Source organism: Mycolicibacterium rhodesiae, from assembly GCF_002086695.1.
Lineage (GTDB): Bacteria > Actinomycetota > Actinomycetes > Mycobacteriales > Mycobacteriaceae > Mycobacterium > Mycobacterium rhodesiae.
Window position 1 is genome coordinate 1 of the sequence record NZ_MVIH01000026.1, and the last position, 17922, is coordinate 17922.

At 64.9% G+C, this 17922-nt stretch carries 17 protein-coding genes; 8 read left to right on the forward strand and 9 right to left on the reverse strand.

Annotated features, from left to right (window positions below; all coding sequences use genetic code 11):
- Positions 1 to 71: 71 nt before the first annotated feature.
- The 6 genes from cydC to BST42_RS27310 form a co-directional block, all read right to left on the reverse strand.
- Positions 72 to 1676 carry a thiol reductant ABC exporter subunit CydC gene (gene cydC, locus BST42_RS27285; RefSeq protein WP_083122839.1) on the reverse strand — a complete coding sequence of 535 codons (1605 nt, stop codon included), beginning with the start codon at positions 1674 to 1676 and terminating at the stop codon, positions 72 to 74.
- Positions 1663 to 3267, reverse strand: coding sequence for a thiol reductant ABC exporter subunit CydD (cydD, locus tag BST42_RS27290; protein ID WP_083122840.1), 1605 nt, complete (start codon positions 3265 to 3267; stop codon positions 1663 to 1665). Before cydD ends, cydC begins: the two co-directional genes overlap by 14 nt.
- A 56-nt stretch (positions 3268 to 3323) precedes the next feature.
- Positions 3324 to 4367, reverse strand: coding sequence for a cytochrome d ubiquinol oxidase subunit II (gene cydB / locus BST42_RS27295; RefSeq protein ID WP_083122841.1), 1044 nt, complete (start codon positions 4365 to 4367; stop codon positions 3324 to 3326).
- Positions 4368 to 4377: 10 nt separating this feature from the next.
- Entirely contained in the window at positions 4378 to 5826 is a 1449-nt protein-coding gene (locus BST42_RS27300; protein ID WP_083122842.1) for a cytochrome ubiquinol oxidase subunit I, read from the reverse strand.
- A 111-nt stretch (positions 5827 to 5937) separates the two neighbouring features.
- Complete coding sequence (locus BST42_RS27305; protein ID WP_083122843.1) at positions 5938 to 6519, reverse strand: HdeD family acid-resistance protein; 582 nt, start codon at positions 6517 to 6519, stop codon at positions 5938 to 5940.
- Positions 6520 to 6586: 67 nt separating this feature from the next.
- On the reverse strand, positions 6587 to 6910 hold the full coding sequence (locus BST42_RS27310) for a hypothetical protein (protein WP_237159612.1): 324 nt from the start codon (positions 6908 to 6910) through the stop codon (positions 6587 to 6589).
- Between the two features lie 197 nt (positions 6911 to 7107).
- Between BST42_RS27310 and BST42_RS27315 the strand changes: the two genes are divergently transcribed.
- From BST42_RS27315 to BST42_RS27330, 4 genes are all read left to right on the forward strand, one after another.
- On the forward strand, positions 7108 to 7956 hold the full coding sequence (locus tag BST42_RS27315) for an ABC transporter substrate-binding protein (RefSeq protein ID WP_110918810.1): 849 nt from the start codon (positions 7108 to 7110) through the stop codon (positions 7954 to 7956).
- Between the two features lie 5 nt (positions 7957 to 7961).
- Positions 7962 to 8882 (forward strand): amino acid ABC transporter permease, encoded by a 921-nt coding sequence (locus BST42_RS27320; protein ID WP_083122846.1) that lies wholly within the window; start codon positions 7962 to 7964, stop codon positions 8880 to 8882.
- Between the two features lie 11 nt (positions 8883 to 8893).
- Entirely contained in the window at positions 8894 to 9646 is a 753-nt protein-coding gene (locus BST42_RS27325; protein ID WP_207569588.1) for an amino acid ABC transporter ATP-binding protein, read from the forward strand.
- A gap of 68 nt (positions 9647 to 9714) precedes the next feature.
- The gene (locus tag BST42_RS27330) at positions 9715 to 10212 is read left to right on the forward strand and encodes a Dps family protein (protein ID WP_083122848.1); all 498 of its coding nucleotides are present in this window, start codon (positions 9715 to 9717) and stop codon (positions 10210 to 10212) included.
- Here the strand turns inward: BST42_RS27330 and BST42_RS27335 are convergent.
- Together BST42_RS27335 and speB are read right to left on the reverse strand one after the other, a co-directional pair.
- Positions 10209 to 11480, reverse strand: coding sequence for an adenylate/guanylate cyclase domain-containing protein (locus BST42_RS27335; protein ID WP_083122875.1), 1272 nt, complete (start codon positions 11478 to 11480; stop codon positions 10209 to 10211). The two genes, BST42_RS27330 and BST42_RS27335, sit on opposite strands and share 4 nt — an antisense overlap.
- 81 nt (positions 11481 to 11561) lie before the next feature.
- A complete protein-coding gene (gene speB, locus BST42_RS27340) occupies positions 11562 to 12530 on the reverse strand; it encodes an agmatinase (RefSeq protein WP_083122849.1) in 969 nt (322 codons plus the stop codon).
- 45 nt (positions 12531 to 12575) lie between these two features.
- Between speB and BST42_RS27345 the strand changes: the two genes are divergently transcribed.
- Together BST42_RS27345 and BST42_RS27355 are read left to right on the forward strand one after the other, a co-directional pair.
- Entirely contained in the window at positions 12576 to 13373 is a 798-nt protein-coding gene (locus tag BST42_RS27345; RefSeq protein WP_083122850.1) for a nitrilase-related carbon-nitrogen hydrolase, read from the forward strand.
- Between the two features lie 377 nt (positions 13374 to 13750).
- Complete coding sequence (locus BST42_RS27355; RefSeq protein WP_083122852.1) at positions 13751 to 14017, forward strand: hypothetical protein; 267 nt, start codon at positions 13751 to 13753, stop codon at positions 14015 to 14017.
- A 31-nt stretch (positions 14018 to 14048) separates the two neighbouring features.
- Here the strand turns inward: BST42_RS27355 and BST42_RS27360 are convergent, their stop codons facing one another.
- Positions 14049 to 14780, reverse strand: coding sequence for a phosphatase PAP2 family protein (locus BST42_RS27360; protein WP_165760940.1), 732 nt, complete (start codon positions 14778 to 14780; stop codon positions 14049 to 14051).
- A 1000-nt stretch (positions 14781 to 15780) separates the two neighbouring features.
- Between BST42_RS27360 and BST42_RS27365 the strand changes: the two genes are divergently transcribed.
- Both BST42_RS27365 and BST42_RS27370 read left to right on the forward strand, forming a co-directional pair.
- On the forward strand, positions 15781 to 16440 hold the full coding sequence (locus BST42_RS27365; RefSeq protein WP_083122854.1) for a hypothetical protein: 660 nt from the start codon (positions 15781 to 15783) through the stop codon (positions 16438 to 16440).
- A 51-nt stretch (positions 16441 to 16491) separates the two neighbouring features.
- Positions 16492 to 17862 carry an ApeA N-terminal domain 1-containing protein gene (locus tag BST42_RS27370; RefSeq protein ID WP_083122855.1) on the forward strand — a complete coding sequence of 457 codons (1371 nt, stop codon included), beginning with the start codon at positions 16492 to 16494 and terminating at the stop codon, positions 17860 to 17862.
- The last annotated feature ends 60 nt before the right edge of the window (positions 17863 to 17922 follow it).

Below are 17922 nucleotides of genomic sequence, written 5' to 3' on the forward strand. Positions count from 1 at the left end.
GCGGTGCCCCCTGCGGGGGCGGGGTGGGCTGCTGAGGTGCCTGCTCTGGGGGCTCAGTCATGGATTGCACGTTACCCGCCGTCGCCGATCGATAGTCGTGGACAGGTGATGTCGATACCAAGTTGATGACTGGCGACCACCACGGTGCGGTCAGCGCCGAGCAGGCTGCCGTCGAGCAGGGCGGTCAGGATGCGTTGGCCGTCGGCGGCATCGAGGTGCTCGGTCGGTTCGTCGAGGAGCACGATCGGGGCCGGGCACAGCAAAACCCGGGCCAGCAGCAGCCGGCGGCGCTGGCCGGCCGACACCGAGGCCGCACCGCCGATCAGCACTGTGCTCAGCCCATCGGGCAGCCCGGCCAGCCAACCGTCGAGGCCCACGGCGGTCAATGCGTCCGCGAGCTCGTCGTCGGTGCGGTCGCCGCGCGCCACCAACAAATTGTCCCGGACGGTGGTGTTGAACAGATGTGCGTCTTCGGCGAAATAGCTTACGGCACTCCGTAATTGAGATTCGTTGAGTTCGGTGGTCGGGATGCCGCCGATGGTCGCCACGCCCGCGGCCGGTGGCAGCAAACCGGCCAGCGTCATCAGCAGTGCGGTCTTACCCGCGCCGCTGCGCCCGGTGATCGCCAGCCGGGCCCCGGGTTGCAGGCTCAGAGCGACATGTTCACCCGTCGGGCCGCCGGGATAGCCGGCACGCAGGTCGGCCGCCAGCACCGGTGTCGTGGCAAGTGGGGTGACGACGACGTCAGATTGGGTGGCTCCCGCCGGAAGCAGCTCGCGCAGGCGCGCGGCGGCGATCCTGGCGCGGGTCAACGCGACTGCCGCGCCCGGCAGCGCGACGGTCGCCTCGAACGCCGAGAGCGGCAACAACATCAGCACGGCCAGCGTGGTGGGGGCGGTGTGCGCGGCGATGCCGATTCCGGCGACGACGGCCCCGATCACGCCGGCTCCGATCGCCAGGGTGGGCACTGCGGCGGCCGCGGCAGCGGGTGCCGCCGCGCGGTCGATCGCCGATCCCCAATCCCGCTGGCGCTGTTCGGCTTCGGCGATCAGCGCCGGTAATCGGCCGGCCACCCGCAGCTCGGCGGCATGCTCGAGTGCGGTGACGGCAGCGATGTCACGGTCCGATTGTTGCGCGCGGGCGACGGCTTCCTGCGCCCGCGCGGCGCGTGCCGCCAGTGCAGGTGCGAGCACACCCGCGACGAGCAGACACACCGCGAGAACGAGGGCAGCGGCGGGGGAGATCATCGCGATGACGGCGGTGGCGGCGACGCCGAGGACGGCAGCAACACCGATCGGGACCGCGGCGCGAACGGCGACGTCGGCGAGCGTGTCCACGTCGGCGCCCACCCGGGTCAGCAGGTCACCGCTGTGCAGCCGCGCGGTGATGTCGGCCGGGCCGCGGGCCAGCCGACGGTAGATCTCGGCACGGGCGTCGGCCGCCGCGCGCAGTGCGGTGTCGTGAGAGGCCAACCGCTCGCAGTAACCGAACACCCCGCGCGAGATGCCCAGTGCGCGTACGGCCACCACGGCGATCGACAGGTCCAGCACGAGCGGCATCTGCCATGCGCGGGTGATCAGCCAGGCGGAAACCCCGGCCAGGGCCAGTGCGCTGCCCAGCGCGAGCGTGCCGAGGGCAACGGCCAGCAGCAGTCGCAGCCGGTCAAACGCGGGCATGCTGATCGGCCTCCACCGCGATGACGTGGTCGGCGATCCGGACCACACTGTCTCGATGCGCGACGACCACGACGGTTGATCCGCCTGCTGCGCGCTCACGGATCGCTTCCAGCACAGTCGCTTCGGTGGCCTCATCGAGATGCGAGGTCGGTTCGTCGAGCAGCAGCACGGGCGCGCGGGACCCGAGTACCCGGGCCAGGCCCAGCCGCTGGCGTTGTCCCAGGGACAACCCCACCCCGCCGCGGCCGAGCAGGGTGTCCGATCCGTTGGGCAGTGCGGCCAATACCTCGGTGAAACCGGCTGCGTCGCAGGCGGCTTGAGGATCGGTGAGCGCGCCGAACAGTGCGAGGTTCTCCGCGACGGTGCCGGGAATGATCACCGGGCGTTGAGCCAGCCAGGCCAGCTGCCGCCACCAGGCCGGCCGATCCAGATCGTCGACGTCGACACCGTCGACGAAGATCCGGCCCTGGGTGGGGCTGACCAGTCCGGCTATTGCGAGCACGGTGGTGGTCTTGCCTGCGCCGTTGGCGCCGGTGAGTACGGTGACGCTGCCGGGCGGTATGCGGCCGGACAGCCGGCGCGGTGACATCCCGTCCCGGCCTGCGACACTCAGGGCGTCGAGCACGATCTCCGCGCCCGCCGCATCGACGACGCGGGTGCCGTTCAACGGCGCCGGATTCTGCTCGATCAAGGCGAATGCCTTGTCGGAAGCCGCCTTTCCGTTCTGTGCGGCATGGAATTCGACGCCGACTCGGCGTAGCGGCCAGAACACGTCGGGCGCCAACAACAACACGGTCAGCCCGGCTGCCAGGCTCATCTCGCCGTACACCAGTCGCAGACCGATGCTGACCGCGACGAGCGCGACACCCAGGGTGGCGATGAGTTCGAGCACCAGTGCCGACAGGAAGGCGATGCGCAGGGTGGCCATAGCCGAACGACGGTGGGCGGCACTGAGCGTGGTGATGCGCTGCGCAGGTCCGTCGGCGCGGCCGAGGGCGCGCAGGGTGGGGATGCCTGCGATGAGGTCCAGCAGCCGGGCCTGCAACGTGGTCATCGCTGCCAGCGCCGCGGCCGATCGCTCCGCGGTGGCCAGCCCGATCAGCACCATGAAGATCGGGATCAGGGGCAGCGCGACAAGGACGATCACCGCGGACTGAAAGTCGTTGAACGCGATCACCACCACAGTGGCCGGCGTGAGGATGGCTGCCAGGAACAGTGCAGGCAGATATGCCGTGAAGTACGGCCGCAGACCGTCCAGCCCGGTGGTGACGACGGTTGCGGCGTCGTCGCGTTGGGCATCGCGCGCACCGGGCGGCAGCGCCGTCACCGTACGCAGCACCTGGCCGCCCAGGTCGGCGATCACCGCGCTGGCACCACGCTGACCGAGCCGGCCCTGCAGCCACTGGGTCAGCGCCCGAAACAGCCAGAGCCCGGCCAGGATCGCCAGTTCGGCACGCCAATGGCCGAGGGAGCGGGTGGCTGGGTCGGTGATGACGCCGGCCACCAGATGGCCGAGGAGCACGGCGCCGGCGATCGCGCAGCCCGCGATCAGTGTCCCGCAGCCGACTGTCGCGACGAGATATTGGCGCACAGCCGACGAGGCCCGCCACAGACGTGGGTCCAGCGGGCCCGACCGGCGAGGGGAGCTCAGGGCACGCGCCTCAGGGGCAGGCCGACGGACGTCGGAATCGACTCCGCGAAGACACGCTTGCGGAACACCCAGTACGTCCAGCCCTGGTAGATCAGCACGATCGGGGTGAATATGGCGGCCGCCCAGGTCATCACCTTCAGGGTGTACGGGCTGGACGAACCGTTGTAGATCGTCAGGTCGTAGGCCGGGTCGATGGTCGACGGGACCAGGTTGGGGTACAGCGACCCGAACAGCAACGTCACCGCCGCGGCGACGACGATCGTGGTGGCCAGGAACGCCCAGCCTTCCCGCGCGGCCCGCGCCGCGGCGACGGCCGCCAGTTGCGCAACCACCGCGATGGCCAGCACAGCCCAGGTCCACGACTTGCCGTGCGCCAGTTGCGTCCACACGCCGAACGCGGCAACCAGCACCGTCGCGGGCACGCAGAGGGTGCGAGCCAATCCGACGGCATCGCTACGCACGGCGCCGCCGCTCTTCAGAGCCAGGAACACTGCACCGTGAAACAGGAACAACGAGCAGGTGGCCAGCCCACCGAGCAGGGTGTACGGGTTCAGCACATCCGACACCGCGAGGTCGGCGACGTTCTTGTCCGGGCCCACCGGTAGTCCGTTGACCAGGACCGCGAACGCGACGCCCCACAAGATTGCCGGTAGCCACGAGCCGGCGGCGATGCCGATATCGCACCAGCGGCGCCACTTCGGATCGTCGATCTTGCCGCGCCATTCGATCGCCACGACTCGCGCGATCATCGATAGCAGGATCACCAGCAGCGGCAGGTACAGCGTCGAGAACACGGTGGCATACCAGTGCGGAAAGGCCGCGAACATGGCCCCGCCGGCCGTGATCAGCCACACCTCGTTGCCGTCCCAGACCGGGCCGATGGTGTTCAGCACCGCCCTGCGATGAGTCTCGTTATCGCCCTTGCCGATCCGGCCCAGCCACGCCATCACCATGCCGACGCCGAAGTCGAAGCCCTCCAGGACGAAGAAGCCCAGGAACAGCACCGCCACGATCACGAACCAAATCTGTTGCAGCCCCATGATCAGCTCCTCAGTAGGCGAATGACAGGGGCGCGACTTCGTCGTCGCCGGGTGGGGTGGGTGGCGCCGGTTCGGCGTCGTGCTCGAGCGGCCCCGCGGTGACATAGCGGCGGATCAGGTAGAACCACACCACCGCCAGCACCGCGTAGATCAATGTGAACGAGATCAGCGACACCCAGACCAGACCAGGCCCGTGCAGTGACACGCCTTGCCGCACGGTCAGCCGGACCAGTTGGTCGCCGTCGGGGTTGGGCGCGACCACCCACGGCTGGCGGCCCATTTCGGTGAACACCCAGCCGGCGATGGACGCCAGGAACGGGGTCGGAAGAGTCCAGAGCGCGAAGCGCGAATACCACCTCGTGCCGGGCACCCGCCCGCGCCGGGTCAGCCACAACGTGGTCAGCGCGAACAGCAACGGCACCGCCATCAGGCCGATCATCACGCGGAAGGCCCAGTAGGTGACGAACAGATTCGGCACGTACCACCCGGGGCCGAACTTCTGTTCATATTGCTGCTGAAGGTCGTTAGTGCCCTGCAATGTCACGCCGCTGAACTTGCCCTCGGCCAGGAACGGCAGTGCGAACGGCACTTCGATGACGCGGGTGATGCTGTCGCAGTTGTTGTGGGTGCCGACGGTCAGAAGGGACAAGTTGGGATCGGTTTCGGTGTGGCACAACGATTCCGCGGCGGCCATCTTCATCGGCTGCTGATGGAACATCAGCTTGCCTTGCACGTCGCCGGTGAAGAACAAACCGACACAGGCGACCAGAGCCACCAGCGAACCGAGGATCGCCCCCGGTCGGTACAGGGCGGTGGCGTCGGGCGCTCCCTTGGCGCGCACCATCCACCACGCACACACGGTCGCCACGAACGTCGCCGCGGTGAGGAACGACGCTGCCACCGCGTGCCAGAACGCGGCGATTCCGGTGTTGTTGGTGAACAACTCGACGATGCTCTGCAGCTCGGCGCGACCCGTCGCCGGGTTGAACCGGGTGCCCACCGGGTGCTGCATCCACGAGTTCGCCGTAATGATGAAGAACGCCGACAGGTTGACCGCGATGGCGACCAGCCAGATCGACGTCAGGTGCAGCCAGCGGGGGAGTCGGGTCCATCCGAATATCCACAGCCCGATGAAGGTCGACTCCAGGAAGAACGCGACCAGGCCCTCCAACGCCAGCGGTGCGCCGAACACATCGCCGACGAAGCGGGAGTATTCGCTCCAGTTCATCCCGAACTGGAACTCCTGGACGATGCCGGTCGCGACACCGATGGCGAAGTTGATCAGGAAGATCTTGCCGAAGAATTTGGTCAGCCGGTACCAGGCCGGATTGTCCGTGATCACCCAGATCGTCTGCATGACAGCGATCAACGGCGCCAGCCCGATGGTCAGCGGCACGAAGATGAAGTGGTAGACCGTCGTGATTCCGAATTGCCACCGGGACACGTCAAGAGCACTCATCGCGGAACTCTCCAACCAACGCGAAAGGCGCGGATCGCCAATCTACGACAGAGTGTAGTAGCGATCCGCGCCGTTCGCGCTAGAGCCTTTTGGCCTTTTGTGACGAGAATCCTAGGGCTGAGCGGCCGTGATCCGTTGTCCGATCTCTTTCGAGGCCTTGCGGATTCCGAAGGAGGCCACGATCTCGAACACGCCGATCACGACGAGCCAGATGCCCACGACGAGGGTCAGTGTGGCCAGCGACGGGAACGGCGACGCCAGCACGACGATGCCGGCGATGAGGCTGATCACGCCGACGAAGATCTCCCAGCCGCGGCCGGGAGTGTCCGGATCGCTGATCGCGGACACGGCGGTGGCGACGCCACGGAAGATGAAGCCCACGCCGATCCAGATCGCCAGCAGCAGAATGGAGTTCTGGATGCTGCGGAAGCACAGCACCGCCAGGATGAGGGCCGCGGCACCACTGATGAACAGCATGACCCGGCCGCCGGCCGACACGTGCAGGGTGAAGGCGTGGAACACCTGCGAGATGCCCGTCACCAGAAGGTAGGCGCCGAAGAAGATCGCGGCGACGAGGATGGAGATTCCCGGCCAGACGAGTACCAGGACTCCGAGAACGAGCGACAGAACGCCCGACAGCAGGACCGACTTCCACAGATGCGGCAGAAGCGGCGGGGCAGAGGTGGTTGTCATGGCCGGAAGTGTTGCACAGCGAATTGACGATCGACGATATTTGAGCAGTTCACCGGGTGAATCGACATCAAAGAGCATCCTCATCGTCACCGCGTTCGAGCAGCGACAGCCAGAACAGCATGGTGATCAGCCCGAAAATCAGCAGCGCGGCGATCAGATCGGACCATTGGAACGGGTAGACCTCCCCATCGATGGAGAGCACCATCAGGGTCTCGGCGATGGCGAAGAACAGGAAGAAGACGCCGAGGAACCGGCGGGCCGGCGAGCGGTGCAACCGGGTCCGGCGGACCTCCACCATCAGGCTCAGCAGCAGTACCGGCAGCACTTGGGCGAGGGTCTGGGCGGTGGGGCCGTCCATCATGACGAAGTGGACTCGATTCAGGTCAGGCACGCCGGGCCACACTAGCTGTGCGTACCTGTGGATCCGCTGCCAGATGGTTACGGTGCTACTACTGTTCCGTTACCGGGAGTACAAAACCCGGATCAGGCCATTAGTTTCGGGCAGGACGGCCCGGATGCAGTCGAGAGAAAGAGGCAACCGTGCAGAAATGGTGTCGCATTGCTGGAGTGGTAGCCGTAGCGGGTGCCATGGCCCTGTCGGGCTGCAGCAGCAAGAATGACTCTGGGGCAGGCCCGTCGACCGCGACCACCGCGGCCAAGGCGCAGAAGGTCGACGAGATCGCCGCGACTGTTCCCGACGACATCAAGAAGTCGGGAAAGCTGGTCGTCGGGGTGAACATCCCTTACGCCCCCAACGAATTCAAGGATTCGAGCGGCAAGATCGTCGGCTTCGACGTCGACCTGATGAATGCCATCGCTTCCACGATGGGCTTGACCGCCGACTTCCGCGAAGCCGACTTCGCCAAGATCATCCCCTCGATCCAGCAGGGCACCTTCAACGTCGGTATGTCGTCGTTCACCGACACCAAGGAGCGCCAGCAGTCGGTGGACTTCGTCGACTACTTCAACGCGGGCATCATGTGGGCGCAGCGGCCCGGCTCGCCGATCGACCCGAACAACGCGTGCGGCAAGAAGGTCGCCGTGCAGGCGACCACCACCGAGGAAACCGACGAGCTCCCCAAGAAGAGCAAGGCGTGCACCGATGCGGGTAAGCCGGCCATCGAGATCCTGAAGTTCGACGGGCAGGACGCCGCCACCAACGCGGTGGTACTCGGTCAGGCCGACGCGATGTCGGCGGATTCGCCGGTGACCGCCTACGCCATCAAGCAGAGCAACGGCAAGCTCGAGGCCGCCGGCGAGATCTTCGACTCGGCGCCCTACGGTTGGCCGGTCGCCAAGGGCTCACCGTTGGCCGCTTCCCTGCAGAAGGCGCTCGAACACCTCATCGAGACCGGTGATTACAAGACGATCGCCGGCAACTGGGGTGTTGAAGCCGGAATGATCACCAAGCCGGTCATCAACGGGGGGACCAGCTAACCGATATGGCGCTCGACGAGTCGGCTCCACCTGCCATCAACGCGGTACCGCTTCGTCATCCCTGGCGGTGGGTGGGGGCGGCCGTCATCATCGTGCTGGTTGCCCTGTTCATCTATGGCGCGGCCACCAACCCGGCCTACGGCTGGTCGACGTACGCCGAGTATCTGTTCAACGACCGGATCATGCTCGGTGTTTTCAACACACTGCAGCTGACGGTGTATGCGATGGTGCTCGGCATCGTGCTCGGTGTGATCCTGTCGGTGATGCGATTGTCGCCGAACCCCGTATTCGGTTCGGTGGCATGGGTTTTCCTGTGGATCTTCCGCGGCACACCGGTGTACGTGCAGCTGGTGTTCTGGGGCCTGATCCCGACGATCTATCAGCACATCCAACTCGGGGTGCCGTTCGGGCCGTCGTTCTTCCATCTCGACCTGCAGAACCTGTCGATCCCGTTCCTGCTGGCGGTCATCGGTCTCGGCCTCAACGAGGCCGCCTACATGGCCGAGATCATCCGGGCCGGCATCACGTCGGTGCCCGAAGGGCAGTCGGAGGCATCGACCGCGCTGGGCATGTCGTGGGGAATGACGATGCGCCGCACCGTGCTTCCGCAGGCGATGCGGGTGATCATCCCGCCGACCGGCAACGAGGTCATCAGCATGCTGAAGACCACATCGCTGGTGACGGCCGTGCCGTATTCCTACGACCTGTACAGCATTGCCTCGCGGGAGATCGCGGCTCGAACCTTCGAGCCGGTCCCGATGCTGCTGGTGGCCGCGACCTGGTACCTGGTGATCACCAGTGTGCTGATGGTGGGGCAGTACTACCTCGAGAAGTATTTCTCCCGCGGCATTTCCAGGAAGTTGACCTCCAAGCAGCTCGAGGCATTGGCCAAGGCACAGACCGGTACGGAGGCGGGACACGTATGACCGGCGAACCCATGGTGCGCGCCGAGCGGGTGTGCAAGGACTTCGGCGCCCTGTCGGTGCTCAAGGGTGTGACGCTGTCGGTGGATCCCGGCAAGGTGCTCGTGCTCGTCGGGCCGTCGGGCTCCGGCAAGTCCACATTCCTGCGCTGCATCAATCACCTTGAAAACGTCAGTGCCGGACGGCTTTACGTCGACGGTCAATTGATCGGCTATCGCGAGCGTGGCGGCAAACTGTACGAGATGGCCCCGCGCGACGCTGCCAAGCAACGCCGCGACATCGGGATGGTGTTCCAGCACTTCAATCTCTTCCCGCACCGCACTGCGTTGGCCAACATCATCGAATCGCCGGTGCACGTCAAGCGGGTCAAGAAGGCGGCCGCCCTGGACCGGGCGCGGGACCTGCTCAATCAGGTTGGTCTGTCGGACAAGGCCGACGCCTATCCCGCGCAGCTGTCCGGCGGCCAACAGCAGCGGGTGGCGATCGCCCGCGCCCTGGCGATGGACCCCAAGCTGATGCTGTTCGACGAACCCACCTCGGCGCTGGACCCCGAGCTCGTCGGCGAGGTGCTGGGCGTGATGAAAAAGCTTGCCAGCGAGGGCATGACGATGATCGTGGTGACCCACGAGATGGGCTTCGCCCGTGAGGTCGCCGACGAACTGGTGTTCATGGACGGTGGGGTGATCGTCGAAAGCGGGCCTCCGCGGGAAGTCCTGAGCAATCCGCAGCACGACCGGACGAAAGCGTTCCTGTCCAAAGTCATGTAGCCCGTGGCGTGACGAGGATGACAGGAAATCGGGGCAGAAATTCCCGTCACAGCGGCGTTGATGCAGTCATGAGCACAGCGACTGGACAACGACGAAACCCGGGAGAAGTAACCGGGTTCCAGGCCTCGGCAGATCTGGCACGTAACCTGCAGCGAGTCCTGGTGGACCTCATCGAATTGCATCTGCAGGGCAAGCAGGCGCACTGGAATGTCGTCGGAAGCAACTTCCGCGATCTGCACCTGCAACTCGACCAACTCGTCGACTTCGCCCGCGAATCCAGTGACACCATCGCCGAGCGGATGCGCGCACTGGACGCGGTGCCCGACGGCCGTTCCGACACCGTCGCGGCGACCACCAGCGTCCCGCAGATTCCCGGCTACGAGCACAACACCGGCGAAGTGGTCGATCTGATCACGACGGCGATCTACGCCGTCGTCGACACCATGCGCGACGTGCACGACGCGGTCGACGCCGAAGACCCCACCACCGCCGACCAGCTGCACCAGATGATCGACGGGCTCGAGAAGCTGGCGTGGCTGCTCAAGTCGGAGAACCGCAAGGTCTAACCGGTTGGACTTTCGACCCGCCCAGTCTCTTCCTGGGCGGGTCGATCGCTGTCCGTCCCGGGCCGTGCGCGACGGTCGACCAGATACCAGGTGTGCATCAGGCCTTTGCCCTTCACGTCGACGTCGCCGCGCTCCTCGAGGATGAACCGGTCCCGCAGCCGTTCGTAGACATCCTGGGGGACCTGGATGCGGCCCTCGGGGTCGGTGGTCTCCATGCGGGAGGCGACGTTGACCGCGTCGCCCCATACGTCGTAGAAGAACCGGCGGGCGCCGACCACACCGGCGACCACCGGACCGGCAGCCATCCCCATCCGCAGTGGCACGAGCTGACCGTTGGGGTCGCGCAGATCCCGGACCGCCTTGGCCATGTCGAGTGCGAGGTTCGCCAGCGCCTCGACGTGATCGTCGCGGGGCTCGGGCACGCCACTGACGACCATGTAGGAGTCGCCGGTGGTTTTGATCTTCTCCAACCCGTGCTTGTCGACCAGGCGGTCGAACGTGGTGTACAGCCGGTCGAGGAAGCGCACCAGTTCGGCAGGTGCGACCTGGCTGGCCCGTTCGGTGAAGCCGGCGATGTCGGCGAAGAGGATCGAGGCGTCGTCGTACCGGTCGGCGATCGTGCCGCGGGCCGGGTCTTTGAGCCGCGCGGCAATGGTGGCCGGGAGGATGTTGGCCAGCAGCGCTTCTGAGCGCAGGTACTCGAATTCCATTGCGGCTTCGGCGCGCGAGACTTCCCGCATCGCATACCACACCGTCGCGAAGATCATCACGCAGGCGGACACCGTGGTGATCACGAAGCCGGCGTTGACCAGCCAGCGCGGCTGGATTCCGGTGTCGCCGGGGACCAGGAACTGCGACGCGATGGTCAGCCCGGCGCCGATCGCGACCACCATCGAGGCCAGCACGACGTGCTCGACGCCGAGCACTAGCACGGCCAGCGACGCCGACACCAGGTAATAGAACTGGATCCCGGAGTCGGTCCCGACCTGCCAGCCGACGATCGTCAGGGACAGGAACGCGAAGAAGATGAAGGCCAGCGCGGCGATACTCTCGCCGAAGCGGTGCAGCAGCGGGATGACCCCGAAGATGGCGGCCGTGCCGAGATTGACCAGCCCGATGGCGACCAAGTGGTCGGCGGTGATGAATTGCAGGATGCCGATCACCGCGGTGACGACGGCGGCCATGGTCGCCGCGATGTTGAGCACGCGCTGACGGCGGGTGATCGACTCGGCCCAGTGCAGGTTGCGAGCCGGCGCGCGGCGCTGCATCTTCTCGCAGTCCGCGCGCTGGGCCGGTCCGTCCGATGGCACCGAACCAGCGCATTTCCGCAGGGTGCCCACGATTGCAGCCTATCGGTTGGCCGCAAGCACCGAGAGGAGTTCGTAACCGACGTGGGCGGCGGCGATCCCGGTCATCTCGGCGTGATCGTAGGCCGGGGCCACCTCGACGATGTCGGCGCCGACCACGTCGAGGCCCACCAGCCCGCGCAGTGTGTTGAGCAGTTCGCGCGAGGTCAACCCACCGGCTTCCGGGGTGCCGGTGCCGGGCGCATGCGCGGGATCGAGCACGTCGATGTCGACCGAGACGTACACCGGGCCGCCATCCAGACGCTTGCGCATCCGCTCCACAATGCTTGTGACACCGTCGAATTCATAGTCGTCGGAGCGGATGACCTGGAAGCCCAGAACGGCGTCGTCCTCCAGGTCGGTCTTGCTGTACAGCGGGCCGCGGATGCCCATGTGCAGCGATCTCTCCATGTCGATCAGCCCCTCCTCGCTGGCCCGCCGGAACGGTGTGCCATGGGTGTAGGGCGCGCCGAAGTAGGTGTCCCAGGTATCGAGGTGGGCGTCGAAATGCAGCACCGCCACCGGTCCGTGGTCGCGGGCCAGTGAACGCAGGATCGGCAGGGCGATGGTGTGGTCGCCGCCGATGGTCAGAACGGTCGAGCCGTCCTTACGCAGGTCGGTCATCGCGGTGTCGATTCCCGCGATCGCCTCATTGATGTCAAAGGGGTTGACGGCGATGTCGCCGCAGTCGGCCACCTGCTGCGTGGTGAACGGATTGACGCCCAACGCGGGATTGAACGGACGCAGCAGCTTGGAGGCCGCGCGGACATGCGACGGCCCGAATCGCGCTCCGGGCCGGTAGGACACCCCACTGTCGAAGGGCACCCCGACGATGCGAACGTCGGCGCCGGGGACCTCGGAGATCCGTGGGAGGCGCGCGAACGTCGACGGCTCGGTGTAGCGGGGATATTTCGTGGCGTCGACCGGACCGACGATGGCAGGGTCCGGCACGTTGTCGATCTCGGATGCCATGCTTCCTCCTCTGCCGGTTCCTTGCGGCGAGGTTAGCCTGCAAGGATGACCCGGATCGCGTGCGCTCAGATCGACCCCGCCATCGGCGCGCTGGCCGCCAATGTCGAGTTGTCGACGGGTGCTATTGCTGACGCCGTCGCCCACGGCGCCGATGTCGTGGTGCTGCCGGAGCTGGCCACCTCCGGCTATATGTTCGCCGATGCCGACGAAGCCCGCTCGGTGGCGTTGCGCCCGACCGATCCGGCGTTCGACGCGTGGCGTGCCGCCGCCGGGGACGCGATCGTGATCGGCGGGTTCTGCGAGCTCGGCGACGACGGATTGTTGTACAACAGCGCGATCGCGCTCGACCGCGACGGAGTCATCGCGACCTACCGCAAGACACATCTGTGGGATCGGGAGAAGCTGATCTTCACCCGCGGCGCCGCGCTACCCCCGGCGTTGAAGACGCGGCACGGCGCGATCGCGGTGATGGTCTGCTACGACCTGGAATTCGGTGAAGTGACCCGGCAGGTGGCCGTTGACGGCGTGGAATTGATTGCGGCGCCGGTGAATTGGCCACTGTTTCCCCGTCCCGAGGGCGAGCGGCCCGGCGAGGTGATCACAGCGATGTCCACCGCGCGGCTCAATCGGGTGGTGGTCGCGGTATGCGATCGCGCCGGCGTCGAACGTGGCCAGCCGTGGACGCAGGGCAGTGTGATCGTCGACCCCGACGGCTGGGTGGTCGCCGAGGTGGGGCCGGGACCGGGGCTGGCCATCGCCGACGTCGACCTGTTCGCCACGCACGACAAAACGCTCACCGAGTACGTCGACCTACTCTCTGATCGACGTCTCGACCTCTACTGAGAGCACTGAGATGAGGCCCCGAGGCATTCGTTTGTGGCACGTGGTGGCGGCGACCGTTGTGTTCTTCGCCGCGATGTTGTTCGCCGGCCTGGAGATCGCTGCGACAGCGTCGGGCAGTCCTACATGCACGAACGTCGGGCCGACTACGACGGTCTGCCAAAGTCCGGGGAACGCGCAGATCACCACCTCGCCCGGAACGATCGCCACGCCAAATTGGGGCTGGCCGTTCTGGGGCGGCGGATTGGTGATTTCAATCGGCGGCTGATCGGCGTGGCAGGAGATGACCTTAGGCCCCTACCGGAAGTTTGCCTGGCAGGTATGCTCTGTCCACCGGGCCGTGGTGAATCGGCCCATGACGACGGGGCGTAGGGGACAACATGAGCGCTAGTGGCTTGACTCGGCAGATTGCACTCTTTGCTGGCGGGGTCGCGATCGTTGGTATGGGTGCGCTGACCGCGTGCAGCTCCAACGCAAAGGACGCCCCCTCGTCGACGACGACCACGACTCCGTCATCCACGGTGGTGCCCTCGCCGACCGAGAAGGCTGTGTCGCCGGGCGGCGGGAACTCGTTCTCTCCGACGGTCAACCCTGCGCCTCCCGGAGCGGTCTGCAAGGAGATCGTCGGCAACAACTGCATTCGGTGATCTCGCCCCGACGTTGATCGGCGGGCGACTCTCAGGCCGTACGGCTACGGCTCTGCCTCATCGGGTGTTCCTCGGACATGCGGTCTGGCCTTCGGGGCGGCGAGATGATGACCACCGCGCTCAGCGCCACGAGCGCCCCACCGAGAACCATGCCACCGATCACGTCGGTGAATATGTGAGCGCGCACGTAGAGCGCCAGCCACGCGACGGCAACGACTCCGATGGAGGCGGCGAATGAAAGTGCCGCCTTCACAGCGTGATTGCGCTTAACTCCGAGGCACACCGCGATCGTTCCGAACAGCGTGGCGGCTCCGGTGACATGACCGGAGGGAAACGAATGCATGTAGCTCTCGAGGATCGACCAGTCAAGCACTGAGCCGTTGCGCAGCTGGGCTACGTTCCCGGGCGTTCGTCCGACGGTGTGCTTGAGCGTCTGCTCTATCACCGCACCCGCGCCGACCGCTCCGGTGACGACAACGAGGCGCATGATCGATCGCGCTTTCACCGCCAGTAGCGTTCCGCTCACCAGGCCGGCGATCGCAACGTGGATGGGTTGACCGATGTAGGCGAAGATGCCGTCTGAATCGCCCTGGTATTTGTGCGTCCGATGCGCGTCGAACCAGTTCCAGACCGACGTGTCGAGCGCGGTCATCCACCAGGAGTTGATCTCGGCAGCCAGGAACGCCAGGACGCCGAAAAGCCCTGCGGCGAGAAAGACTAGAGCCAGCCGCTGTCGTCTCCGTGTGGTGTCGATGATCATCATTGTGCCCCCCCTTCGCAGCCGCTCGTGCATTGATTGCTGATGGCTCAATAGCCGGACGAAATGTGGCGGCTCATACAACTCGTCCGATCCATGAAGGCCAGTATTGGACACTGATCTAACTTGCGCCTATCGAATTCGACTCGGCACGCGTAGTCGAGATCCCAGCGTTAGTGATGCAGACCACTCACAAATTCGTTTATTCCCGGTGGCGAACTGGAAATCACTGCTGGTGAGGCCCGCCACGGCGATGGGGGATCAAAGGGGGTCGTGGCGGGTCTCCCTGAACTGATGCCGCATTCGAACGTCCTCGTCAGTGCGCAAGCCAAGGCGTCGACAACACCGATGACGAGTTCTACACCAACGCATGAAAAACAGCGTGCCATTCATTCAGTAATTCGGGTCGAGTGAGCCGAACGCGCGCAGTCAGAGGGGACCGTTTCAGCAGCGGCCCCAGTTGGCATTTGGATTGGTCGTCGATTCGGACGCGAATGGGAACCCGCCACGGCAAGGGGGGATAAGGGGCCGTGGCGGGTTCGCTACGTCAACGGTAGGTGGACCGCATCAGTTCCCCGGCCGCGACACGGATGCTCACGTTCGGCTGTCGGGGTACGGGCAGCTTCCAGCCGGGTCTTCACCCTTGATCGACAGGTTCGTTCTGGTGCCCTCGGTGAGATTCGAACTCACACTGCACGGGTTTTGAATCTTAAGCTTTCGACGTTTGTACCTGCGACGATGATGATGACGGTTCGAAAAAGCGCAGGTCAGGCTGCTTATTGGTCTGTATCGTGATGTATGAGTGGGCGTCGCAGTGCATACAATTTGCATACAGCAGGGTCAATGCCGGCGGCCCAGACTGCACGGGTTTCGTATCCGTTTCGTGCGCCACGGCGGTACGAGGGGAGAAACGAGCCACACGGGGCGTGAGGGCCTGGTTGAGGATTCCCGCAGGCCAGCGAGTCGCGCCGGTCCCACTGCACTCCTCAGTTCTAGCGTCATTGCCATGACAAGTGGAACTGAGCTCTGGGGAACGCTGGCCGGCGCGAACGTGACCCTTGTGCAACGGTGGGCCTCTGCGTGGGCCGACCTTCAAGCCGCGGGCATGGCTTTATACGAACGAGGGAAGTCGGATGACAAGAGAGCGGCGAACATGTTCCTCCGCCGAGCCCTGTGGGAGTCTGCTATCGCTTCGTACGGGCGATGTGCGGTCAGCGCCAAAAAGCGCAATATTCCATTCAGAGACTTCGTGCAAGACACCGTGGGCGAGGACGGCATGGCCGTTCACCGGCAGATCATGGACTGGCGACACGGCCACGTAGCGCACCGAAACCGGGCCGAGTTCGAGTCAATCGAGACCGTTCTCACCTACGAGAAGGGTGCCGCCCAACGTCCAAAGTCGTTCAACGTGGTACTGAAAATTGATGCGGGACCACCGAACGATTCAGAGTTTGTCGCGGCATTCGATAGCCATGTCACGACATTGCGCGACACCCTGTGGGAACAGAAGTTGTTCGGGCTTACCCAGGACATCGTCGCAGACCTGAACGCGGGTCGAATTCCTTGGCCGTCGCAACTCCGCGCAGCGGATGACAAGATAGAGGCTGGCTGGTATTCGATTAACCAGAACATCACAACACTCAAGGCTAGCGGGAACGCCCCTTGAGTACGGCGTGTCTCGTTCTAGCTGATCGCTGGCTGGTGCGAATATCCCGTAATGGCGGACCGAATGCAGGACACCTTCGATGGATCGCTGGGTCACTTCTGGATGGACCTCGCCGACGTCTACAACCTGAGCAAGGCCAGCGACGGCTATGTCCGTCTCGAGGATGACAACCTTTTCCACGTCGGCACGTTGCGCACGCGGGAATTCAACAACGAGTTCGGCCACAACCGCGAGCGGCTGCCGATGCCAAAGGCCGTATACGGGATGACGAATAGCACGCGGGCGATCTTCTTCGATATCGCTGGTGTTTCTCAATCGAACGTCATGGGTCAGCGGGCCTCGACGCAGACAGTGCGCACGCGAGGTGTCGTCGTCAACGTGCCCTTCGCGGTACTCAAGGATGACAGGTTCCTCGCTGTCGAGCTTGAGATCCCACAGGTAACCAGATGGGCGGGGCTAACCAGCATTCGCGAAACAGTCACCAAGCCCGCCAATGACGGAACCAAGCAATACAAGGCCGAAACCGTCGACGTGGAACCTATCGAGTTGGAGATCCGACGCGGATTCAAGCTGAAGCTGGACTCGACGTGGCACGCGGACGGCCCAGACGACAAGCGAACGATAAACGCCCCTCTGGTGGTCGGGACATCAGGCCGTACGCCACGACAGTGGCACGACCACCTCGTACCCCTGCTATCCGTCCAAGACCTGATCAGCCTCGCGCATGAGGGATTTGTTCCAGCAGAACGCGCTACCGTCGAATTCAAGATCGAAGACGACGGGCAGCCCCGTGACAGCGCCGAACTTTGGAACTCGCGGCTGATGACACTGCCCCGCCAAGGTGGAGTAGCAAGGCCGAAGTCGATGACCGAGATTCCGTTGTTCTACCTCAGCCATATTGGAGGACTCAAGGGCATCCGAAATTGGATACGGCTGGACCAAAAATATCCGCGAGCCACAGGCCCCCTTACGAGCGCCTATCGTTACGGCCAGAGCGGAGTCGAGGTTCGTCTAACTGAGATCGCTCTCGGCCTGGAGTATTGGACCAGGCTGCACAACGAGCATTTCCAACGCGCGTGGGCCAAACCTCTAAAAATCGGGGGGAAGAAGGAACCGCTTCCCATGGCCATCGGCCGCCACGTTGGGCCAGCCTTCACTGAGTTCGTCGGCGGCAACCTGTACGACTGGGCGTATCTCTTCTGGGGCACCTACAACAACTTGAAACATGCGCCCAGCTTCGAATATGACCCGTACGAGGTTGACACTCTTGGTGATACCGGAGCACTCCTTCTGCTGGGTGAACTACTCAATCGTGTTGCAGGAAACAGAATCCCGATGAAGGTGCTCACCGAGAGTGTTCGCACATACCAGCTTAAGGAGCGCATTCAGAAGCTGCTCGCAAAAGCGACGTCGCCCGCCTGAGCGGCATGGAGTTGCCTGACGTCGCAGGTTCGGCGGTCTGCGCTGGCCGAGGTGGCTCAG